Below are 21,434 nucleotides of genomic sequence, written 5' to 3'. Positions count from 1 at the left end.
GTTTTTCTCACATTACGCTTCGTAAAACTCGTTTGCCAGGCCCCATGCCCGGCCATAACGATGAAGGGACAGCAAAGAAGAAGATCATCAAGGAAACCCCAGGAGTTTGGCATGGTCTTTGGCACTCCCGCATGCGCTGGAGCCGGCCGTGGGCAGTAAAACCCCACGCGCCGAATTTTCGGCCCGCTATCTGATCGAGAGTTCCGAGCCCTTGGAACGGGCAGCGGAGGTCATTGCCGGCGAGCAGTCGAGCGGCACTTTCCTTTCACTCGCCGGAGAGACGGCGGAGCTGAAGGAGCGCTCGCGCGCCCGGGTTGCCTCCATCACGCCCCTGCCGCCCTCGCCCGCCCCAACCCTGCGGAGTGCGCACGCGGAGCGCCGGCTTCGCGAGGGACGCCCCGAAGGCGGCTATCACCGGGGTGAAATCGAGATCGCCTTCCCGGTGGCCAACGTGGGTGCCAACATCCCCACCTTGCTGGCAACGATCGCCGGAAACCTGTTCGAACTCGGGGAAATCACCGGCATACGCCTGCTGGATATTGACCTGCCGGAGGCCTACGCGCAGCAATTCCCCGGCCCGCGGTTCAGCGTTGCCGGCACGCGCGAGAAGGCGGGCGTCTACGGCCGGCCGATGATCGGCACAATCATCAAGCCCAGCATCGGGCTGACCGCGGCCGAGACGGCGGATCTGGTGGACGTGCTCTGCGCCGCCGACATCGACTTTCTGAAGGACGACGAGCTTCTGGCCGACCCGCCCTATGCCCGATTCGAGGATCGCCTCAAGGCGGTCATGCCGGTCATCGAACGCCACGCCGACCGGATGGGCCGCAAGCCCATGTATGCCATCAATATCTCCGGCTCCATCGACGATATGCTGCGCCGGCACGATGCTGTGCTCGCCGCCGGCGGCACCTGCATCATGGTCAGCGCGAACTGGACCGGCTTTGCCGCCGTCGAGCATTTGCGCCGGCACACCGAGCTTCCCATTCATGGCCACCGCAACGGGTGGGGCATCCTCACCCGTCACCCCTGGCTCGGCTTTGAATTCGCGGCCTTCCAGAAGCTCTGGCGCCTGACCGGGCTGGACCATCTGCATGTCAACGGGCTGCGCAACAAATTCTGGGAGCCGGACGACACCGTGATCGCCTCGGCCCAGTCGTGCCTCGCGCCATTCGGTGGGTTGGCGCCCATCATGCCTATCTTCTCCTCGGGCCAGTGGGCTGGCCAGGCGGCCGATACTTATGCCCGGCTCGGCAGCACCGACCTCATGCATCTGGCCGGGGGCGGCATCATCGGCCATCCGCAAGGCATCGCCGCCGGTGTCGCCAGCCTGCGCGAAGCTTGGGAAGCGGCGACCTCCGGGGTCAGCCTCGCCGAATATGCCAAGTCCCATCCCGCCCTGAGCGGCGCGCTCGCCCAATTCGGAGCTTCCGGATGACGGCGCCCACACGCTACAGGATGGCCTTCTACGGCGATGACTTCACGGGCTCCACCGATGCCCTGGAGGTGCTCGCCTTCGCCGGCTATCGCTGCGCCCTCTTCCTGACGCCGCCGACTCGGGAGACGCTGGAGCGGTTTCCGGAGCTTGATGTCGTTGGCGTCGCCGGCGACAGCCGGGCCATGTCGCCGGAAGAAATGGCCCGTCATCTCCCGCAGGTTTTCCGCGCGCTCGCCCAGCTCGGCGCGCCGCTGGTTCATTACAAGGTGTGTTCCACTTTCGACAGTTCGCCCACGATCGGCAGTATCGGCAAGGTGATCGAACTGTCGCGCGACGCCTTTCCCGGCGTGCCGGTGCCGATCGTGGCGGGGACACCCGCGCTCGGCCGCTTCTGCCTGTTCGGCAATCTTTTCGCCCGCTTCGGCACTGATGGCGACGTCTTCCGCATCGACCGCCATCCGATCATGAGCGTCCATCCCGTCACCCCCATGGCGGAAGCGGACCTCGCCGTTCACATTGCCCGGCAGGCGCCCCTGCGCATCGAGAAGATCATCTTTCCATCCTACGAAGCCTCCCGCACCGCTGCGGACGCCGCATTGAAGGGTGTGCTGGAGGCTCGGCCGGACGCCGTTCTGTTCGATGCCGGCACGCCGGAGCATCTCACCGAAGTCGGGCGCCACCTCGAACGCCAGGCGCTGGGCGCGAGACCGCTGTTCGTGGTCGGTTCGTCGGGCGTCGAATATGCCCTGACCCAATGGTGGCGCGCGCGCGACGGGACGGCGCAAAGCGTTGAGGGATATGACCGTTTCGCGCCCGTCGACCGGGTGCTCGCGGTCTCCGGCAGCGCCTCGAAGCTCACCGCGCTCCAGATCCACGCGGCCATCCAAGCCGGCTTCATCGACATGCCCGTCCACGCCAGCGCCCTCGTGGACGATGCGCAATGGCCGGCCGCGCACACCGATATCGCCGAGCGCACGATCGCGCTGCTGAACGAAGGGCGAAGCGTCATCTTGCACACCGCACGCGGCGCGGATGATCCGCGCATCGGCGCCATGATCGATGCGCTGACGGCGCGCGGCTTCTCGCATCACGCGGCGAAGCACACCGGCGGCAGAATTCTCGGCGAGCGCCTCGGCCAGATCGTCCGCAGCATCCTGGAACGCGCACCCATCAAGAGGCTGCTGCTCTCGGGCGGCGACACCTCCAGCCAGGTCACCAAGGTGCTCGGGCCGGACGCATTGGAGATCGCCGCGCGGCTGGCGCCGGGGGCGCCGCTGTGCCGGGCGCTATCGCGATCGAACGCCATCAACGGATTGGAGATCGCCCTGAAGGGCGGCCAAATGGGAGGAGAGCATTTCTTCGAAAGGGGAAAGCTCGGCAACGTATAAACACAAAGAAGGAGGAGACGCCCATGATCTCAGGAGGACAACGCCAATATTTCGCTTCGTCCCGTGCAACGAACATCGTGTTGCACGGCGCTTCGCATCTCGCGGCTTCGTGCTGCGGGCACTTGGTATGACGGCCATGCACACCGAACAGGTCGTGGCAGCGGCGCCTCCCGCACCGCAGTCCTCCGTGGCTCTGATTGCCCGTCAGACGGAGATCGTCATCGCCCGGATCCTGGAGGTTCCGGTCGCCATTCTGGTCGGCGCCGAGATCCTGATCCTGTTCTCGGGCGTGCTGGCCCGCTACGTTTTTCATCAGCCGCTGGTGTGGTCCGACGAGTTGGCATCCATGCTCTTCCTGTGGCTGGCGATGCTCGGTTCCGCGGTCGCCTTCCAGCGCGGCGAGCATATGCGCATGACCGCCTTCGTGGCTGCGCTGAAGCCCGGCGGGCGCGCTTTCATCGAGGTCGTCGCGGTTTCCACCGCCCTCGCTTTCCTGCTGCTTATCCTGCCGGCCGCGCTCGAATATGCGCATGAGGAAGCCATCGTCCGCACCCCGGCGCTGGACCTGCAGAATTCCTGGCGCGCCTCGGCAATGCCGGTGGGGCTCGGCCTGATGGCCGTTTTTGCGGTGTTGCGGCTTCTGCAATTCGCCAACCTGCGCCTCGTGTTCGCCGCGCTGGTGGCGACCGCGCTCGTGGTCGGCATCTTCTGGCTACTGGGGCCGGTTCTGAAGCCGTTCGGCAATCTGAACCTGCTGATCTTCTTCGTCGGCGTGGTCGCGGCCTGCGTCTTCGGTGGCGTGCCCATCGCCTTCGCCTTCGGGCTCGCGACATTCGGCTATCTCATGCTGACGACGCGCACCCCGCCGCTGGTCATCGTCGGCCGCATCGATGAAGGCGTCAGCCATCTGATCCTCCTGGCGGTTCCGCTGTTCGTCTTCCTCGGCCAGTTGATCGAGATGACGGGCATGGCCAAGGCCATGGTGCAGTTCCTCGCCAGCATGCTCGGCCACGTGAAGGGCGGCCTACATTACGTTCTGGTGGGCGCCATGTACCTGGTCTCGGGGATCTCCGGCTCCAAGGCCGCCGACATGGCGGCAGTGGCGCCGGTGCTGTTTCCCGAGATGAAGAAGCGCGGGGCGAAGGAAGGCGATCTCGTCGCCCTGCTCGCCGCGACGGGCGCACAGACCGAGACCATCCCGCCGAGCATTGTCCTCATCACCATCGGCTCGGTGACGGGGGTATCGATCGCCGCATTGTTTACCGGCGGCCTGCTGCCCGGCGTCATCCTGGCGATCACCCTGTGCGGACTGATCTGGTGGCGCTATCGCGGGGAAGACCTGAGCCACGTCAAGAAGTCCACGGCCCGCGAGATTGGCCGTGCCTTCATCATCGCCCTGCCCGCGCTGGCGCTGCCCTTCGTGATCCGCACCGCGGTCATCGAGGGCGTGGCCACCGCGACGGAGGTGTCCACCATCGGCATTGCCTATTCCATCGTTGCTGGGCTGTTGCTCTACCGCCAGTTCAATTGGCGGCGGCTGAAGCCCATGCTGGTGGAGACCGCCAGCCTGTCCGGGGCGATCCTGCTAATCATCGGCACCGCTACCGCCATGGCCTGGAGCCTCACCCAGTCCGGCTTCTCGCATTCCCTGGCAAAGTCCATGACCGGCCTGCCGGGGGGCGCGGGCACCTTCATGGCCGTCTCCATCGTCGCCTTCATCATTCTCGGCAGCGTGCTGGAAGGCATTCCGGCCATCGTCCTGTTCGGGCCCCTCCTGTTTCCGATCGCGCAGGCGCTGGGAATCCACCAGGTGCAGTACGCTATGGTGGTGGTGCTCGCCATGGGCATCGGCCTTTTCGCCCCGCCGTTCGGGGTCGGATATTACGCGGCCTGCGCCATCAGCCGCATCCATCCCAACGACGGCATGAGACCGATCGTGGGCTACATCGTGGCGATGCTGATCGGCCTCGTCATCGTCGCGCTTGTTCCATGGATTTCCATCGGCTTCCTCTGAAGCCGAAGATTAACCACCGTACGACCAACAACAAACAAAACATTCAGGGAGTAAAACCATGACGATACGTCTTTCACGCCGCACGTTCACGGCAGGGCTTGCCGCCGGCACCGCGGCGGCCACATTCGGGCTGCCCGTGCGCCGGGCTAAGGCCGCCGCAGACTTCACGCTGAAGTTCGCCTTCAATGTCGCGGAATCCCACCCAATTACGACCCGCGCCAGGGAGGCTGCGGCCCGCATCCTCGCTGAGACCAATGGCAAGGTGGACATGCAAGTCTATCCGAACAACCAGCTCGGCGGCGACACGGATATGCTGTCGCAGGTACGTGCCGGCGGCATCGACCTGTTCCTCAACTCGGGCATCAACGTGCTCTCGACCATCGTGCCGTCAGCTTCGATCTATGGCCTCGGCTTCCTGTTCCCCGACTATGCCGCGGTCTGGAAGACGATGGACGGAGAACTGGGCGAAGCCCTGCGCGTGCGCATCTCCAAGGCCAATCTCGTGCCCATGGACAAGATGTGGGACAACGGCTTCCGCCAGATCACCTCCAGCACCAAGCCGATCGCAACGCCCGCGGATTTGAAGAACTTCAAGATCCGCGTTCCGGTCGGTGCGCTGTGGACCTCCATGTTCCAGGCCTTCGGCGCGGCGCCGACCTCCATCAATTTCAGTGAAATCTATTCCGCCCTTCAGACCAAGGTCGTCGACGGCCAGGAAAATTCGCTCGCGAACATCTATACGGCGAACATCTTCGAGGTGCAGAAATACTGCGCGATCACCAACCATATGTGGGACGCTTTCTTCTGCGTCGCCAACAAGCGCAACTGGGAAGCCTTGCCGAAGGACGCCCAGCAAATCGTCGCCAAGAATCTCAACATGGCCGCCATGGCGGAGCGCGAGGATATGGCGAAACTCGCCGTCTCGCTCAAGGGCACGCTCACCGAGAAGGGCCTCATTTTCAACGAGCCGGACACCGCTCCGTTCCGGGCCGCGCTGAGCGACGCCGGCTTCTACAAGGAATGGCGCGCGAAGTACGGGGACGAGCTGTGGGGCATCCTCGAAAAGAGCGTCGGAAAGCTCTCCTGATCCTGTCGAATTCAGCGAACGGGGATGGGATGCCATCCCCGTGTCGCGCGGAGATTTGAGATATGCGTTTGGATGGGAAGATTGCGCTCGTGACGGGCGGCGCGCGCGGCATCGGCTTTGCGGTGGCCAAAGCCCTTGCGCGCGAAGGGGCGACGGTGATCATCGCCGATCTGAATTTGGATGGCGCGAAATCCGCCGCGCAAGCCATCGAGGCGGCCGGCGGGCGCTCGGGCGCGATGACGGTCGATGTCGCCGATCCGCCGTCGGTGACAACCATGGTGCAAGACCTGATTCAGGCGCACGGGCGGATCGACATCCTCATCAACAATGCCGGAATCGGCGGAAACACGCCGTTCCTGGAGACGTCTCTGGAGGAATGGCGCCGCATCGTCGGCATCAATCTCACCGGCGCCTTCTTCGTCGCGCAATCGGTGGCCAAGGAGATGGTGAAGAGCGGTGGCGGGAAGATCGTCAACATCGCCTCGCTCTCCGGCCAGCGCGGCGGAAACGGCCGGGCGGCCTATGGCGCCGCCAAGGCGGGGCTGGAGCTGCTGACCAAGGTGATGGCCGTGGAACTCGCCCAGCACCGCATCAACGTGAACAACATCGCGCCGGGCGCCATCGAGACGGAGATGGCGAAATATGCCCACGACGCCGCGACCCGGGCCGCCTACACTTATCTAATCCCGATGAACCGATACGGAACGCCGGAGGAAATCGCCGACGCGGCAGTGTTCCTCTCCTCCGACGAAAGCCGTTATGTGCACGGACATACGCTAAACGTGGATGGCGGTTTCCGCGAGGCCGGGCTGATGTTCGGGCCCGACAAGACGGCGCCTTCGCCGCGCAACTGAGGCACTTCAGGAAGACCAGCACAGGCGCACGCGCCTCGCTGGCCGCCACGCCGACCCGTGCCCGCACGGCATGCCCTGCAGGGCAGGTTTGCCGGTTCCGGTCTCGCCGGAACCGTCAGGCGATCTCCACCTCGGCGGGCTTGCGCGAAAGCAGGCTCGTGGCGGGCACGTCGAAGAACATCCGGCAATCGGAATGGGTCTGGAGGATGGATGCCGGGCAGAGCGGCGTGACGGGTCCCTCCAGCGTATCGCGCACCGCCGCGGCCTTGCGGGCATCGGCCGCCGCGATCACGATGACGCCGCTCTTGAGAATCTGCGGCACGCTCATGCTGATGGCCTGCTTCGGCACCGCCTCAAAGCTCTCGAACCAGCCCTCGCCGAACTGCTGGTGGCGGCAGGCGTCGTCAAGATTCACCACCTTGAACGCCTCCCTCGCCTCGAAATCGGCGGGGGGATCGTTGAAGGCGAGATGCGCATTCTCGCCTATGCCCGCGAACATGACATCGATGGGGTGGCGGGCGATCAGAGCATTGAGCCGCGCCAGTTCTGGGTCGATATCGGCAGCATCCCCGGCGATGAAGGTGAACGACCCAAGCGTCGGCAGGCGGCTCGTGAAGCGCGCCTTCAGATAGCCCCGAAAGCTCGCGGGGTGAGTCTCGGGCAGGCCGATATATTCGTCGAGATGGAAGGCATGGACCTTCGACCAATCGATCGGCTTTTCGACCAGGGCGGCGAGCATTTCGAACTGGCTCGCGCCGGTCGCCACCACGATATTGGCTATGCCGTTCCGGGCGATGGCGGCCGCGATGGCTTGTGCGCCTGCGTCCGCCGCGGCCTCACCCAGCCGGACCTTGGAATCGAAGATGCGCACGTTCATGGGCGGGTCTCCCAGGATTTGTCAGGAACGAGGATTGAGAATGTCGTTGAGGCTGTCGCCGAGCAGGTTGAAGCCGACGACCACCAGGATGATGGCGAGACCAGGAAACAGCGCCATCCAGGGCGCCTCTTCCATGAACTGGCGCGCGACATCCAGCATGCTGCCCCAGGAGGGCGCGGGGGGAAGCTGGCCGAGCCCCAGAAATGCGAGGCTCGCCTCGGCCAGCACGGCGATGGCCATGGTCAGGCTCGCCTGGACCACGATCGGCGGCAGGACGTTCGGCAGGATCTGCTGGGTGAGGATGGCGAAATCCCCGATGCCCTGGGAACGCGCCGCGGCGATGTATTCCTCCGCCGAGACCACCAGCGTCTGCGCCCGGGCCAGACGGATGAAGACCGGCATGGCGGAGATGCCGATGGCGATCATCGCGTTCTCCAGGCTGGGCCCGAGGAACGTGGCCAATGCGATGGCGAAGATGAGGAAGGGACAGGCCAGCAGCGCATCGGTGAAGCGCGAGATAAGCATGTCCGGCCAGCGGCCGAAATAGCCCGCGACGATGCCAAGCGGCAGGCCAATGGCGATCGCGACCACCACCGAGATGATGCCGGCCGAAAGCGAGGCGCGGGCGCCGAAAATGACGCGAGAAAGGATGTCCCTGCCGAGATCGTCCGTTCCGAACAGGTGCGCCGCGCTGGGCGCTTCGCGGATGGCCATCCAGTCCGCCGCATTGGGATCGAATGGCGCGATAAAGGGTGCGAAGACGGCGATCAGGATGAAGGCGAGGATGATGCTCGCGCCGATCACCGCTGACGGGTGCCAGGCCATGCGCTTCAGCAACGCGAAACGGGCGGTGGGAGATGAGCCGGCGGCGCGGGCAATCACGTGCGCATCCTCGGGTTGAGGAGGACATAGGCGACGTCTGCAAGCAGGCTCATGAGCAGGAAGATGGCGGCGGTACAGAGCACCACGGCCTGCACCACGGCATAGTCGCGGCTGAAGACACCGTCGACGATCATCTTGCCGAATCCGGGGATGCCGAAGACCTGCTCTGTGAGCACGGCGCCGGCGAGCAATTCGCCGAATTGCAGCGTGCCGAGCGTCACCACCGGGATGAGTGCATTGGGCAGCGCGTGGCGCAGGACGATGACCGAGCCCTTCACCCCCTTGGCGCGGGCGGTGCGCACATAATCCTGCTTCAGCGCCACCAACATGGCGCCGCGCGTGTGCCGCATCAAAATCGCCGCCGTATGAGCGCCGAGCACGATGCTCGGCAAGAGCAGGGATTTCAGGTTGCCCAGCAGGCTCGTCGCCGGGCTGACAAACCCACCGGCGGGAAGCCAGCCGAGATGCACGGAGAACAACAGGATCAGCATGATGCCCAGCCAGAAATTGGGCACGGAGAGGCCGAGGAGGCCGAAGAGGCTGGCGCCGAAGTCGACCAGGGAGCCGCGTCGCAGCGCCGCGACGATCCCCAGTGGGACGCCGATCACGACCGCGAAAAGCATGGAAAAGACGGCAAGCTCCAGCGTGACGGGCAGCTTCTCGGCGAGCATGTCGCCGATGGGCAAGCGCGTGCGGATGGAGCGGCCGAAATCACCTTGGGCGATATCGGCCACCCAATGGACGTATTGCAGGGCGATGGGGTCGTTGAAGCGATACTTCTCGCGCAAGTATTCAATGGCTTGCGGGCTGCGCTCCTCGCCCGCGAGGGCGATGATGGGATCGCCCGGCAGCAGCTTCTGGAGGCCGAAGACCATCATGGAAATGAGCACGAGCGTCGGTAGCGCGACGGCGAGCCTTTGCCAGATCAGGCGCAGCACGGCAGCGCTCCGGGCCATTCCGGCGCTTGGGTCTTCGGCATCCGGGGCTCCTCAGTTCTTCGGCTTCAGGCCGGTGACGCGCAGGAGGCCGTCGGGATACATGACGATGCCGTCCACGCCTTTGCGCGCGGCGAAGAACCAATTGGGATGGTAGAGCGGCAGTGTCGGCCGGGCCGCGAGGTACATCTCGGTGGCCTTGTCGTACAATTGCTTGCGCTTGGCTTCGTCCGCCTCGCCCCGCGCCTCGGTCAGAATGGCGTCGAACGCCTTGTCGCAATATTTGCCGGTGTTCTGAGAGCCGTCGCACGCAAAGAACGAGACGAGGGTGGGATCGGGGTCCGGGCGGCCGCTCCAATTGCCGATATAAGCTTGATAATTGCCGCTGAGAAAACGCTGGGTGGCGGTTGCGGATTCCAGCGGCAACAGCTTCACCTCGAAGCCCGCCTGCGAGATCATGGACTGGAGGATCTGCGCGACCCGGCCATCGGACAACGCGTTGCCGTACATGATCTCGATCGGCACCTTGGGATGGCCGGCCGCGGCCATGAGCTCCTTGGCCTTGGCGAGGTCGCGTGCCGGAATGGGCCGCTCCTTGTCATAGAAGGGACTGGAAGGCGGCATCATCTGATTGCCTGCGACGAACTCTCCGTTGAAGGCGACCTTGTTGATGACGTTGCGGTCGATGGAGAGTTCCAGCGCCTCGCGCAGGCGCGGATCCTGATTGAACAGCGCCTTGGAGCCCTCGCCATTATTGAGGTTCATCGCCAGATGCGAAACCGCAAGGCCGGGAGCCGAATAGAGGGCGAGATCGGCATTCTCACGCACCGACTTCAGATCATTGGGCGCCACGCGCTCCATGATGTCGAGGTCGCCCGCCCGCAGGCGGGCCAGCCGCACGCTGGAGTCCAGTATGTAATCATAGACGATTTCGTCATAGCCGATGGCGGGCGCATTCCAATATTTATCGAACTTCTTCACGCGGATCAGATCGCGGGACTTGCGCTCGACGAATTCATACGGACCCGCGCAGACCGGAGCCGCGCCGAAATTGTCGCCCTTCTCCTTCGCTGCCTTCGGTGAAACCATCATGCCCGCACGATCGGTGAGAACCGAAAGCAACGGAACGAAGGGATCGGAAAGCGTGAGCCGCACCTTTTCGGGCGAGATCACCTCGGCCCCGAGCACCGGCGTGATTTCCGCCTTGCGCTTGGAATCCGGCATGGTCTTCATGCGCTCGAAATTAAACTTCACCGCCGAGGCGTCGAGCGGCGTCCCATCCTGGAAGGTCACGCCCTTGCGCAGCGAAAAGGTGATGGATTTGCCGTCCGGCGCCCATTCCCAGCTTTCCGCAAGCTGCGGCACGATCTTCAAATCGGGAGAAATATCCACCAGCTTGTCGCACAGCGCAGACAGAACGAACCGCCCCGCATAGGTGCCGTTGGTGGCCGGATCGAGCGCGTCAGGATCGTCCTGGATGCCCACATGCAGCGAGGCGGCTTGCGCAGCACCGGTCAGCAGAGAGAGGGACAGGGACAGCGCCCCGACTATGGTTCGCGACCTTGATGAAAGACAGGAAAAATACAGCACCGCTGCGCACTCCTGCGACCTCTGGAGGAAGGGTTTGTTCTTCAGCCCATGCAAGCACGTGATTTTGACTTTGTAAATGTCGTTGACGAAATCGGCCTCAATGCCCCACCTTACCGGTGGGCCGCTGCCGGATGCGAAGGGATGGGGTGAGACAAATGCTGTCTGCACGGGATTTCATGATTTCCGGCCGCTCCGTGGCGGTCGGCGACAAGGGCATGGCGGCCACGTCCCACCCTGCCGTGACGCTGGCGGCGGTGGACATGCTGCGCTCCGGTGGCAATGCGGTCGACGCGGCCTTGTGCGCCGCTGCGCTGCAGGGCGTGGTGGATCCGCACATGATGGGAATCGGCGGCGACTGCTTCGCTCTGATCGCCGGCAAGACCGCCGAGCCCATCGCGTTCAACGGGTCGGGCCGAGCGCCCGGAAAGGCGGACGCCGGCCGCCTGTGGGCCGAGGGCCTGACGTCCATCCCCGACGATTCTCCCCATGCCGTCACCATTCCGGGGGCCGTGGATGCCTGGTGCCGGCTAGCAGCCGACCACGGCACGCGGGCGCTCGATGAGCTCTTCCGCCCCGCCATACGGGCGGCGGAGGACGGCTTCCTGATCCATCCGCGCGTTGCATGGGATTGGACCCGTTTCGCGCCCCGGATTGCCCGCTACGGCCTTGCTGCGCCGGTGTTCCTGCCCGGCGGGGCAGCCCCCGTCGTGGGCGACCGCCTCGCCCACCCGAACCTGGGCGCGACGCTGCGGGCAATCGCCAATGGTGGCCGTGCGGCCTTCTATGAAGGCGCCGTCGCGCAGGAGATCGTCCAGGTGCTCAAAGCGCTCGGCGGTGAGCATGAAGTTGAGGATTTCGCCCGGGCCGCCGGGAATTACGTGGAGCCCATTTCCGCCGCCTACCGCGGCTACACGCTCTATGAATGCCCGCCCAACGGGCAGGGTCTCGCCGCGCTGCTCATCCTGCGCATCCTCGAGGGTTTCGAGCTGAGCGGCCTCAGCGCGGCCGACCGCATCCATCTGCTGGCGGAGGCCACCAAGCTTGCCTATTACCAGCGCGACGCCATCGTCTGCGATCCGGACGTCGTCCCCGTGGATACCCAAGCGGTTCTCGCGGAAAGCGCCATCGCCGCCGCACGCGGCCGCATCCGCCTGGATCGCGCGCTCGATCCGGCGGAGATCGATCTGCCGAACCATCGCGACACCGCCTATATCAGCGTGGTCGACCGCGACGGCCTCGCCGTCTCGCTGATCAATTCCGTATTCTCCGCATTCGGCAGCGGCATCTATGCGCCGGGCGCGGGCGTTCTGCTGCAGAACCGCGGCGCCGGCTTCTCCCTCAAGGAGGGGCATCCCAACTGCCTCGCCCCCAACAAGCGGCCGCTGCACACCATCATTCCCGGCATGCTGATGAAGAACGGCAAGCCGGTCATGCCCTTTGGCGTGATGGGCGGACAATATCAGGCGACCGGCCATGCCCATATCGTCAGCCAGATCCTGGATCTCGGCATCGGGCTGCAACAAGCGTCCGACGCGCCGCGCAGCTTCGCACTCGCGGGCGAGCTTCAGCTGGAGCCGACGGTGCCGCGCGAGGTTGCCGCCGAGCTGGAGCGGCGCGGCCATCGCATCACCTGGCAAGCGGCCCCGCTGGGCGGGTGCCAAGCCATCTGGATCGACCAGGAACGCGGGGTGATGCTCGGCGCATCGGACCATCGCAAGGACGGGATCGCACTGGGCCTTTAAGCCCGCCGAAAGAAGGGATTCTGGCATGGCCTCGCCCACAGCGCCGGTGCTCACCATCGATCATCTGACCCTGGCCCTGCCCGCCGGGGCCGACCGGCCGTTCGCCGTGGAGGATGTCTGCTTGAGCCTGGAGGCCGGCAAGATCCTGTGCGTGGTTGGGGAATCGGGCTCGGGCAAATCCATGTGCGCCTCCGCGCTGCTGGGCCTGCTGCCGCCTTCGATCAAGCGGGTCAGCGGCGAGATCCGCTTTGAGGACAAGGATCTGCTTGCGCTGGACAAGGAGAGCTGGCGCGCCCTGCGCGGGCGCCGCATCGCCATGATCTTCCAGGAGCCCATGACCGCCCTCAACCCGGTGATCCGTATCGGCCCGCAGATCGCGGAAGCCTTCGAGGCGCACGGCCTGCTGTCGTCCTCCCAGCGCACGGCCCGCATGCTGGCGCTGATGGAGGAAGTGGGATTGCCCGATCCCCCGCGCATCGCTCGTGCTTTTCCCCATCAGCTCTCCGGGGGCCAGCGCCAGCGGGCCATGATCGCCATGGCGCTGGCGCTTGAGCCGTCAGTCCTGGTGGCCGACGAGCCCACCACGGCGCTGGACGTGACCACCCAGGCGCAGATCCTCGCCCTCATCCGTCAGTTGCAACAGCGGCGGGGAATGGCGGTTTTGTTCATCACCCACGATTTCGGCGTGGTGGCGGATATCGCCGACGAGGTGGCGGTGATGGAAAAGGGGCTGGTGGTGGAGCGCGGGCAGGCGCAGGAGGTTCTGCGCCATCCAAGCCATCCTTATACCCGGGCCTTGCTTGCCGCGGTGCCGACCTTGACGCCGCCGGAGCGTGCGCCCATCGGCGATGCGCCCGTGGCATGCGCGGTGCGGGGACTGAGCAAGACCTATTCCAGCGGCGGCGGATGGTTTTCCCCCGCGCGCACGGTGAAGGCGGTCGAAGACCTCAGCTTCGAGATCAGGCGCGGAGAGACCCTTGGCCTCGTTGGAGAATCCGGCTCAGGCAAGAGCACGGCGGGGCGCATGCTGGTGCGCCTCATTGAGCCGGACGGAGGGCGGGTCAGCCTCGGCGCGGTCGATTTCTCGGCCCTGAGGGGCGAGGGGCTGCGCGCCGCCCGTGGCCGCATCCAGATGGTGTTTCAGGATCCGTTCGCCTCGCTCAATCCGCGCCGCAAAGTGGGTCAGATCATCGCCGACGGTGCCGTCGCGCGGGGCACTCCGCGGGCGGAGGCCATGCGCAAGGCGCGCGAGATTCTGCCCCTGGTCGGGCTCGATCCAAAAGCGGCGGAGCGTTATCCGCACGAATTTTCCGGCGGCCAACGCCAGCGCATCGGCATCGCCCGCGCCGTGGCGCTCGATCCGGACGTGCTGGTAGCCGACGAGCCGGTATCCGCGCTCGACGTCTCGGTCCAGGCACAGGTCTTGGAATTGCTGGAAGACCTGAAAATCCGCCTCAAGCTCGCGATGCTGTTCATCACCCACGACCTGAACGTGGCAGCGCAGGTGTGCGACCGGATCGCGGTCATGCGCCAGGGCAGCATCGTCGAGGTAAAGCCGACGGCCGAGCTTCTGAGCCGGCCGGAGCATCCCTATACACAAGCGCTGCTGGCCGCCGTGCCCGGCCGCCGCCTGGCACCTGCTATCTGAGCAGCGGGTTGGGCGAGGCGAAGACCCCCTCGCGGAGACTGGCATAGGCCGCGAGCGCGGGAACGATATGATAGAGGACGCGGGTCGGCACGGGCATGAGGACCGCGCGGTTGTCTGGGCCGAGTTCATTCGCCCACAGGCCTGTCTGCGGGTCGAGATAATGGGTGAAAATCGCGCTGACCGCGCTATCCGCCATATGGCGTGCTTGAGATTCACCGGCGAAAGTCACCTTCGCCGCGGACGCGCGCAGCAGCTCGGTCATGGGCCAGAGGGGACGCATGTCGTCCCGCGGTTTGCCGTCGAGGTCTATGGCGTCGATCATCGGCGTGAGCGGCCCCGTCTCGGCACCGGCGCAGGCTAGACCGAAACTATAGAGCCGGTCGGCGAGCCGTGTGGCGTGGGCCGAGCCCGTGAGGGCGCCCTGGCGATAGAGCAGCCACGCCCATTCGAACTGGTGCCCGAGCTGCCGCTCCCGCCCCCGGGCGCCGGGCGCCGGGCGCCAGTCGCGCTCGTACCACTCGCCCACGCTGCCGCTGACGAGAAAGCGGCGCTCCAGCAGATCCACCATCTGCTCGGCCCGCAGCTGCCAGCCTCCTTCGGAACCGAGGCGGGACAGGATCTGGCAGGCTTCCAGCAGGTGCATGTGCGGGAACTGCCGCCGCTCGCCGGCCGCCAGTCCGTCCTCGCGGTACCCGCCGTGCGGATCGGCAAGATGCGTTTCGAGCCTGCCGGCGATTTCGTTCGCGATTGCAAGCGGCGCCGCATCGCCCGACGCGGCGGAGAAGGCGCCGAGCGCCAGCAGGACGAAGGCGAGGTCGTAAAGATCCGCCGGCGCGGCCGCGCCCTGCCCCTCTGCCGGAACGAGATGCAGGAAGCGTCCGTCCCGGGCCCGACAAGGGCCCAGCAGGAAATCGAGCCCATGCCGCGCGGCCTCAAGGCAAGCGCCATCCGGCGCAAGCAGATGCCCCAGGCTGAAGACGTAGACCAAGCGCGCGGTGACCATCACGGTGTGCACGCCGGTTCCGACCGGAAGGCCATCGGCCCCAACGCTTTCCACATACCCCGGCCGGCCAGGCTGGACCGCGCGATCGATCCACGCCGGCAGGAACCGATCGGTCAGCCATGCGCCGAGCTGCGGCACGTGCGGATGAAGCCCCGGGGTCACCGGGAAAAGCCCTCATGGAGGAAACAGGAGGCAGGCACTTGACCCTCATATCGCAGCGTGCGGATGCGGAACGGCTTCGCCGCAGTTGACCCAAAAAGCCATTTCCTGCAGCAATAGTCCATGACCCGAACAAAATCATTGCCCATTCTCGATGCCGCTGGCGGGAGAAGGCCGTCCCGCCCCGCGCGCGATGCCACGGCGCACCTGCTTCGGCAGGTGTCGGTCCAGTCGGTGATCGAGATCGTGCTGCAGCAGGGAGAGGTGTCGCGCTCCGGCATCGCGGAACTCGCCGGCATCTCGAAGCAGACGGCGTCGGCGGTGGTCAGCCATCTGGAGGACGGCGGCTGGCTGCGGGCGACCGGCATGAGCCGTAAGGCGTACGGCCGCTCCGCGGTGACCTATGAGATCTGCCAGGACGCCGCCTTCGTGTTCGCCGTGGATCTCGGATGCACGAAGATCCGGGCGGCGATCGCGGGGCTCGGCGGGCGCATCCTGTGCGAGCAAACGGTGCCGACCGACCAGCGGGGCGGCGCGCGCGTCACCGCACAGATCGGCGGCCTCCTCGCGCAGATGCGCGCCGAAGCGGCCATTCCCGCTGAGAAGATCCATAATGCCGTCATCGGCACGCCCGGCGTTCTCGATCCTGAAACCGGACAGATCGGCTGTGCGCCGAATCTTGCCGGGTTCGACGGCTTCGATACCGCCCAGGCGCTCAAGGCGGCGGTGGGCATGCCGCTGATCGTGGAGAACGACGTCAACCTTGCCATGCTCGGGGAGCATTGGGCGGGCCGGGGCGCCGATGATATGACTCTGATATCGCTGGGCACCGGCGTCGGCATGGGAGTGATGGTGAACGGCGCGCTGGTGCGTGGCGCCCGCGGCTTCGCTGGCGAGATCGCCTATCTTCCCTTCGGCGCTCCGCTGACAGAACCGCAGAGCCTGCAATCCGGTGCTTTCGAGCGGGGCGTTTCCGCCGCCGCCATCCGCGGCCGCTACGAGGCCCATGGCGGCGTGCCCAACCGAACAGTGCGCCAGATTTTCGATCAGCTCCGGCTCGACGAGCCGGCGGCGGCCGCAGCCGTGGAGGAAACCGCGCAGCTGGTGGCGCGCGGTATCGCGACGGTGGTGGCGGTGCTTGATCCCCACTGCGTGATCCTGGGCGGCAGCATCGGCTCGCGCGAGGAATTGCTCAGCGCGGTGCGCCGCGCCCTGCCGAACATCATGATGCGCGACGTGGAGCTGATACCGAGCAGCCTCGGCGACAGGGCGACCGTTACCGGCGCGGTCGCCGTGGCCTTGCGGCGCCTGCATACCGAGCTTTTCGGCATTCAGGACATGCTTGCGGCGCCATTGTCCCTCCCGCGCTCGCCGGCCCTGACCGCATCGCATGAAGAAGTCTGGCCGGACGATCCGGTCCTCAGCGAGTAAAATGGGTCGCTTGAGCATCGGGCCATGCGGCGATCGCATCAGTCCCAGGCAGCCGTCATGCCCTGCGACTGCAGAGCCTCGAGCCTGACCGCCGCGACCGGTGAATGTTCGGCCAGGAATTTCTCGGCCTCGAGCGCCGCCATGCAACCCATCCCAGAGGCCGTGACCGCCTGCCGGAATTTCGGATCCGCGACATCGCCGGCGGCAAACACCCCGTCGACGGACGTGCGCGTCGACCATGAGCCGATGTGGATATAACCGGCGGCATCCAGCTCCAGCTGATCGCGCACCAATGTAGAGGCCGGATCGTGGCCGATCGCCACAAATACCCCATCCACCGGCTCGATGAACGAGGCGTCCGCCTTGAGATCCCGTAGGCGCAGCCCGGTGACCCTGCGCACTGGGTCCACCGGTCCGAGAATTTCCTCGGGCACGCAGTTCCACAGGATGCGCACCTTGGGGTTCGCTATCAGCCGGTCCTGAAGAATCTTCTCCGCCTTCAGCCGGTCGCGGCGATGAACGAGCGTCACCTGGGAGGCATGGTTGGTGAGGTAGAGCGCCTCCTCGACCGCCGAATTGCCCCCGCCGATGACGGCCACAGCCTTGTTGCGGAAGAAGAAGCCGTCGCAGGTGGCGCAAGCCGAGACCCCATAGCCCGCGAAGTCCCGTTCGCTCTCAAGGCCCAGCCAGCGCGCCCGCGCGCCGGTCGCGATGACCAGCGTGTCGGCGAGGAAGACGGTGCCGGAATCGCACGTCGCGCGAAATGGCCGCGACGACAGGTCCAATGTGATCACATTGTCCTCGATGATCCGTGCGCCCACGTGCCGGGCCTGCTCGCTCATCTGCTCCATCAGCCACGGACCCTGAATGGCGGTGGCGAAGCCTGGAAAATTTTCCACCTCGGTGGTGATGGTGAGCTGCCCGCCGGGCTGCATTCCGGTCACCAACACCGGAGAAAGGCTGGCGCGCGCGGCATAGATGGCGGCGGTGTAGCCCGCCGGGCCCGCACCGACGATCAGGACGCGGGTGGGAACCGGTTCGGCCACGTTCGCAGTGCCCGCTTGCATCATGATGGTCCTCGCTGGAGATGCGGCGGCCGGGCCGCTAGCCCGCCGGTGTGCCGCGGTTCTGGGCCTCGCGTTCGCGCGCATAGCGAACGAGCGCCACGTAACGGTAGATGCCGTGCACGAACTTGCCGTACGGCATGGTGAGGAAGAAGCCGAGCACCGCGCCGAGGTGAAGCGCGAGCAGCGTCCCCATGGCAGCGGTCTCCCGGAACACCAGCAGCAGCAGCCCTGTCACGCCCAGCCCCACCAGCGTCAGGCAGAATGCCGTGCCCAAGCCGGCCTGCCCGGCATCCTTCACGGCCGCGTCGCGCCCGCGATCCTGCGCCATCAGCCCGATCGGCCCGACGATGATGCCAATGCCGCCGAGCGTGCCGAGGACGACCGGAAGGTCCCACCATGGGTAAGGCGCCTCCCACCCGAACAGATAATGGTAAAGGGTCGCCACCGAGGTCGCCGCCAGGCAGAGCATGAAGCCGTAGAAGGTGAGGTGATGGTAGAGCCGGCGCCGATCCCGCGGGTTGCCTTCCGCATTCTCGCAGCCCGCGCCGCCGCCATCGAGATAGCGCAGCTCACCTGCGTCACGTGTTGCCTGCCACAGGCCGCTGCCGGCGGCCGGCGTCACGGCGGGGGTCGCAATGTCACGCCAGAAGGCGCGCACACCGAGGGCGATCACGCCGATGGCGAACAGAAGCGCGATGCCGAACAGAAGCGCCATCGCATTATGCGGCATCAGCCGATAGAAGGCGCCCGGCCCCACGTGGACACCGAACAGCACGTCAGGCCCCTGCCAGAACGCGAACCCCGCCACCATCGCCGCCGCCGCGAGCGCGGAGGCGGCGGCAACCAGCGTCCCGGACCGCTTGAACACACCCGACAGAATCGCGGGCCGCGCATACCGCCCGTAAGACTCGGCGCGCACCTGCGCCAGCACCTGCGGAACATTGACATCGAATTCATGCGGCGGAGAAAACTGGCAGTCGTAATAACAGGCGCCGCAGCCGTGGCAGAGATTGGCGAGATAGTTCAGATCGCCATCGGGAAAAGCACGGCGCATTTCCATGGCCGGGAAGACCGCGCACAACCCTTCGCAATATCGGCAGGAATTGCATACGGTCATCAGCCGGTCGGCTTCGACCAGCGCGTCAGTTGCGTGCATTGCGGCTCGCCTCCCGTCCCGCGATCCGGCCGAACACGCTGCCGATCGTCATGCCGATGCCCGCCGCATAGCCTTTGCCCAGCACGTTGCCGGACATGATCTCGCCCGCCGCGAACATGTTGGCGGAAGGACGCCCGTCGCTCATCAGCATGCGCGCGTCGTGGTTCACCCGCGTGCCGAGATAGGTGAAGGTGATGCCGGGCCGGACCGGATAGGCATAGAAGGGCGCGGCCTCGATGCGGCGCGCCCAGTGGCTCTTGGGTGGATCGAGGCCCTCGGTGCGGCAATCGTCGAGGATCTTGTCGTCGAACGTTCCCGGCCGCACCGCCGCGTTGAAGCCGTCCACGGTCGCCTGCAGCGCCGCCGGATCAAGCGAGAGCTTCACCGCCAATTCGCCGATGCTCGGCGCGCTGATCGGCGGAAACAGGGAGGGCATGAACAAGCGCAGCGAGGAGGCGTCGAACAGGATATAGGCGATCTGTCCAGGCTGGGCCGCGACGAGCCGGCCCCAGATGGCATAACGCTTCGGCCAGATATCCTCGCCTTCGTCGTAAAAGCGCTGTGCGTGCGCATTCACGACGATGCCGAACACCACGCAGTCCAGACGGGTGATGATGCCACCGTCATATTTCGGCGCGCGCGCGTCGATGGCGACCGCATGGCATTGGGTGGGGTCGCCCACCTGCTGCACGCCCTTATCCAGCAGCATTTTCAGGATGGTGCCGCGATTGTTCGAGGTGCCGCGGATGAGGAAATTGTCCGCAGCCTCGCCCCAGTAGCGCTTCAGCCATTCAATATTGGATTCGAACCCACCAGCGGCCGCCACCAGCGTCCGGGCGGTGATGCGCATTGGCGTTTCGATCCCGACGGTGGCCGAAACGAACGTTCCATCGCGGATGTCGAGATCCGTCACCTCGGACTCGTACCGCACCTCCACACCGAGGCGCGCGGCCGTGCGATAGAGGGCGTTGAGCATGGCGCGGCCGCCGCCGAGGAAAAAGGAATTGGTGCGCCCGAGGCTCAGCGTTCCCCCCAGCGAAGGCTGCCAGCGCACGCCCTGCTGTTCGATCCAGCCGAGCATGGATTTTGATTCCGAGATCATGAAGCGCGCGAGATCCTGGTCAGTTTCCCCGCCGGTCACGCGCATCAGATCGTCGAAGAATTCCGCTTCGGTATAAGGCCCGGTGAGGATGTCCGTCGCGCTGTCGTGGGCACAGCGCATGTTGCGGGTATGGCGCGTATTGCCGCCCCGCCAGAAGGCATCCGCCGATTCCAGGACCAGGACCGAGGCCCCGTCTCGCCGGGCGCTGATGGCGGCGCACAGGGCCGCATTGCCGCCGCCGATCACCAGCACGTCGTAATCGTTGCCCTTCGCCTCGCTCAATACGCCCTCCCCTACGCCGTCTGTCGTTTCGGCCGGCTGGCGCCGGCGCTCTTCCCCGCGAGCGGCGGGCGGGCGGGCGTGGAGCCGCCGAGGGAAAGGGTCAGCTGTTCGCACGCCTTCAGCAGCAACTTGCGCATATGCGCGATGGCGCTGTCGGTGAACCGTTCCCCCGGCCCCGACAGCGAGATCGCGCCCGCAATCTCCCCCGTGGGGCCGAAAACGGGCGCGGCAAGGCCGCAACAGGCCGGATCCCGCTCGCCCCGCGACAGCGCATGGCCCTCCTGCCGCAAGGCTTCGTGCGCAGGATCGGGATCGCCCGAATAGGCAAGCAACACCCGCCCGGCCGCGCCGCGCTCCAGCGGCATGACGTTGCCCGCCTCGACCCGGTCGAGGGTGGAATGGGAAGAGTTCACGCGGAACAAGCACAGGCGCGTCCCCGGCCCGTGCAGCACGTGGAAGGAGGAACTCTCGGTTCCATGCTCCACCAGATCCCTGAGCACAGGAAGCACATGCTGGCGCAACGGGTTCTGCCGCTCATACGCCAAGCCCAGGCGAAACGCGGACGCGCCGAGCCCATAACGCCCGTCGCGCATGCGCACGGCATAGCCGCCGACCTCCAGGGAGGTCATCAGGCGAAGGATCGTGCTCTTATAGAGCCCGGTCGCCTGCGCGATCTCGGCAAGGGTCGAGGGCTCATCCACGGCGGCCAGCGCCGCGAGGATGCTGAAAGCACGGTTGACCGCTGCGACGCCGTCCTGCGTTTCGATGGGTGCCAAGGT

The 21,434-nt window shown here is 65.9% G+C and carries 17 protein-coding genes; 8 read left to right on the top strand and 9 right to left on the bottom strand.

The window, feature by feature from the left end; genetic code table 11:
• The first annotated feature begins 148 nt into the window (after window positions 1-148).
• The 5 genes from V5F68_RS01725 (at window position 149) to V5F68_RS01705 (ending at window position 6,781) form a co-directional block, all read left to right on the top strand.
• On the top strand, window positions 149-1,438 hold the full coding sequence (locus V5F68_RS01725) for a ribulose-bisphosphate carboxylase large subunit family protein (protein WP_394014752.1): 1,290 nt from the start codon (window positions 149-151) through the stop codon (window positions 1,436-1,438).
• Window positions 1,435-2,826 carry a four-carbon acid sugar kinase family protein gene (locus V5F68_RS01720; RefSeq protein WP_394014753.1) on the top strand — a complete coding sequence of 464 codons (1,392 nt, stop codon included), beginning with the start codon at window positions 1,435-1,437 and terminating at the stop codon, window positions 2,824-2,826. The genes V5F68_RS01725 and V5F68_RS01720 overlap by 4 nt, the downstream gene beginning before the upstream one ends.
• A 136-nt stretch (window positions 2,827-2,962) precedes the next feature.
• Entirely contained in the window at window positions 2,963-4,840 is a 1,878-nt protein-coding gene (locus V5F68_RS01715; protein ID WP_394014754.1) for a TRAP transporter large permease, read from the top strand.
• Window positions 4,841-4,904: 64 nt separating this feature from the next.
• Entirely contained in the window at window positions 4,905-5,927 is a 1,023-nt protein-coding gene (locus V5F68_RS01710; RefSeq protein WP_394014813.1) for a TRAP transporter substrate-binding protein, read from the top strand.
• Window positions 5,928-5,989: 62 nt separating this feature from the next.
• Window positions 5,990-6,781 (top strand): SDR family NAD(P)-dependent oxidoreductase, encoded by a 792-nt coding sequence (locus tag V5F68_RS01705; RefSeq protein WP_394014755.1) that lies wholly within the window; start codon window positions 5,990-5,992, stop codon window positions 6,779-6,781.
• A gap of 115 nt (window positions 6,782-6,896) precedes the next feature.
• On the opposite strand, the gene V5F68_RS01700 is transcribed toward V5F68_RS01705, so the two are convergent.
• From V5F68_RS01700 to V5F68_RS01685, 4 genes are read right to left on the bottom strand one after another with little or no spacing between them, the layout of a single operon-like run.
• Complete coding sequence (locus V5F68_RS01700) at window positions 6,897-7,658, bottom strand: 6-phosphogluconolactonase (protein WP_394014756.1); 762 nt, start codon at window positions 7,656-7,658, stop codon at window positions 6,897-6,899.
• A gap of 21 nt (window positions 7,659-7,679) precedes the next feature.
• Window positions 7,680-8,483 carry an ABC transporter permease gene (locus V5F68_RS01695; protein ID WP_394014814.1) on the bottom strand — a complete coding sequence of 268 codons (804 nt, stop codon included), beginning with the start codon at window positions 8,481-8,483 and terminating at the stop codon, window positions 7,680-7,682.
• 53 nt (window positions 8,484-8,536) lie between these two features.
• On the bottom strand, window positions 8,537-9,496 hold the full coding sequence (locus V5F68_RS01690; RefSeq protein ID WP_394014757.1) for an ABC transporter permease: 960 nt from the start codon (window positions 9,494-9,496) through the stop codon (window positions 8,537-8,539).
• Between the two features lie 33 nt (window positions 9,497-9,529).
• On the bottom strand, window positions 9,530-11,065 hold the full coding sequence (locus V5F68_RS01685; RefSeq protein WP_394014758.1) for an ABC transporter substrate-binding protein: 1,536 nt from the start codon (window positions 11,063-11,065) through the stop codon (window positions 9,530-9,532).
• A 155-nt stretch (window positions 11,066-11,220) separates the two neighbouring features.
• Between V5F68_RS01685 and ggt the strand changes: the two genes are divergently transcribed.
• Together ggt and V5F68_RS01675 are read left to right on the top strand one after the other, a co-directional pair.
• On the top strand, window positions 11,221-12,807 hold the full coding sequence (ggt, locus tag V5F68_RS01680) for a gamma-glutamyltransferase (RefSeq protein ID WP_394014759.1): 1,587 nt from the start codon (window positions 11,221-11,223) through the stop codon (window positions 12,805-12,807).
• 25 nt (window positions 12,808-12,832) lie between these two features.
• Window positions 12,833-14,455, top strand: coding sequence for an ABC transporter ATP-binding protein (locus V5F68_RS01675; protein ID WP_394014760.1), 1,623 nt, complete (start codon window positions 12,833-12,835; stop codon window positions 14,453-14,455).
• Here V5F68_RS01675 and V5F68_RS01670 read toward each other — a convergent pair.
• Window positions 14,448-15,596 carry an AGE family epimerase/isomerase gene (locus tag V5F68_RS01670; protein WP_394014761.1) on the bottom strand — a complete coding sequence of 383 codons (1,149 nt, stop codon included), beginning with the start codon at window positions 15,594-15,596 and terminating at the stop codon, window positions 14,448-14,450. The two genes, V5F68_RS01675 and V5F68_RS01670, sit on opposite strands and share 8 nt — an antisense overlap.
• 144 nt (window positions 15,597-15,740) lie before the next feature.
• Between V5F68_RS01670 and V5F68_RS01665 the strand changes: the two genes are divergently transcribed.
• Entirely contained in the window at window positions 15,741-17,048 is a 1,308-nt protein-coding gene (locus V5F68_RS01665; RefSeq protein ID WP_394014762.1) for an ROK family protein, read from the top strand.
• A 38-nt stretch (window positions 17,049-17,086) separates the two neighbouring features.
• Here the strand turns inward: V5F68_RS01665 and trxB are convergent, their stop codons facing one another.
• The 4 genes from trxB to V5F68_RS01645 are packed head-to-tail and all read right to left on the bottom strand — an operon-like array spanning window position 17,087 to window position 21,431.
• Complete coding sequence (gene trxB / locus V5F68_RS01660; protein WP_394014763.1) at window positions 17,087-18,118, bottom strand: thioredoxin-disulfide reductase; 1,032 nt, start codon at window positions 18,116-18,118, stop codon at window positions 17,087-17,089.
• 34 nt (window positions 18,119-18,152) lie between these two features.
• Window positions 18,153-19,271: a tricarballylate utilization 4Fe-4S protein TcuB gene (gene tcuB / locus V5F68_RS01655; RefSeq protein ID WP_394014764.1), complete on the bottom strand. Its 1,119-nt coding sequence runs from the start codon at window positions 19,269-19,271 to the stop codon at window positions 18,153-18,155.
• Window positions 19,258-20,655: an FAD-dependent tricarballylate dehydrogenase TcuA gene (gene tcuA / locus V5F68_RS01650; protein WP_394014765.1), complete on the bottom strand. Its 1,398-nt coding sequence runs from the start codon at window positions 20,653-20,655 to the stop codon at window positions 19,258-19,260. Before tcuA ends, tcuB begins: the two co-directional genes overlap by 14 nt.
• An 11-nt stretch (window positions 20,656-20,666) precedes the next feature.
• Entirely contained in the window at window positions 20,667-21,431 is a 765-nt protein-coding gene (locus tag V5F68_RS01645; RefSeq protein ID WP_394014766.1) for an IclR family transcriptional regulator, read from the bottom strand.
• Window positions 21,432-21,434: the final 3 nt, after the last annotated feature.

It is taken from the genome of Roseixanthobacter pseudopolyaromaticivorans (assembly GCF_043195145.2).
Taxonomy (GTDB): domain Bacteria; phylum Pseudomonadota; class Alphaproteobacteria; order Rhizobiales; family Xanthobacteraceae; genus NCEH01.
The sequence above is the reverse complement of the archived record's forward strand: the minus strand, read 5'-3'. Positions and strand labels throughout refer to the sequence as shown.

What these genes read in the sequence shown, in the direction of transcription:
- trxB (WP_394014763.1), bottom strand. Translation starts at nt 18,118, where the DNA reads ATGATGCAAGCGGGCACTGCGAACGTGGCCGAACCGGTTCCCACCCGC.
- ggt (WP_394014759.1), top strand. Translation starts at nt 11,221, where the DNA reads ATGCTGTCTGCACGGGATTTCATGATTTCCGGCCGCTCCGTGGCGGTC.
- V5F68_RS01690 (WP_394014757.1), bottom strand. Translation starts at nt 9,496, where the DNA reads ATGGCCCGGAGCGCTGCCGTGCTGCGCCTGATCTGGCAAAGGCTCGCC.
- V5F68_RS01715 (WP_394014754.1), top strand. Translation starts at nt 2,963, where the DNA reads ATGCACACCGAACAGGTCGTGGCAGCGGCGCCTCCCGCACCGCAGTCC.
- V5F68_RS01675 (WP_394014760.1), top strand. Translation starts at nt 12,833, where the DNA reads ATGGCCTCGCCCACAGCGCCGGTGCTCACCATCGATCATCTGACCCTG.
- V5F68_RS01720 (WP_394014753.1), top strand. Translation starts at nt 1,435, where the DNA reads ATGACGGCGCCCACACGCTACAGGATGGCCTTCTACGGCGATGACTTC.
- V5F68_RS01665 (WP_394014762.1), top strand. Translation starts at nt 15,741, where the DNA reads ATGACCCGAACAAAATCATTGCCCATTCTCGATGCCGCTGGCGGGAGA.
- V5F68_RS01705 (WP_394014755.1), top strand. Translation starts at nt 5,990, where the DNA reads ATGCGTTTGGATGGGAAGATTGCGCTCGTGACGGGCGGCGCGCGCGGC.
- tcuB (WP_394014764.1), bottom strand. Translation starts at nt 19,271, where the DNA reads ATGCACGCAACTGACGCGCTGGTCGAAGCCGACCGGCTGATGACCGTA.
- V5F68_RS01700 (WP_394014756.1), bottom strand. Translation starts at nt 7,658, where the DNA reads ATGAACGTGCGCATCTTCGATTCCAAGGTCCGGCTGGGTGAGGCCGCG.
- V5F68_RS01695 (WP_394014814.1), bottom strand. Translation starts at nt 8,483, where the DNA reads ATGGCCTGGCACCCGTCAGCGGTGATCGGCGCGAGCATCATCCTCGCC.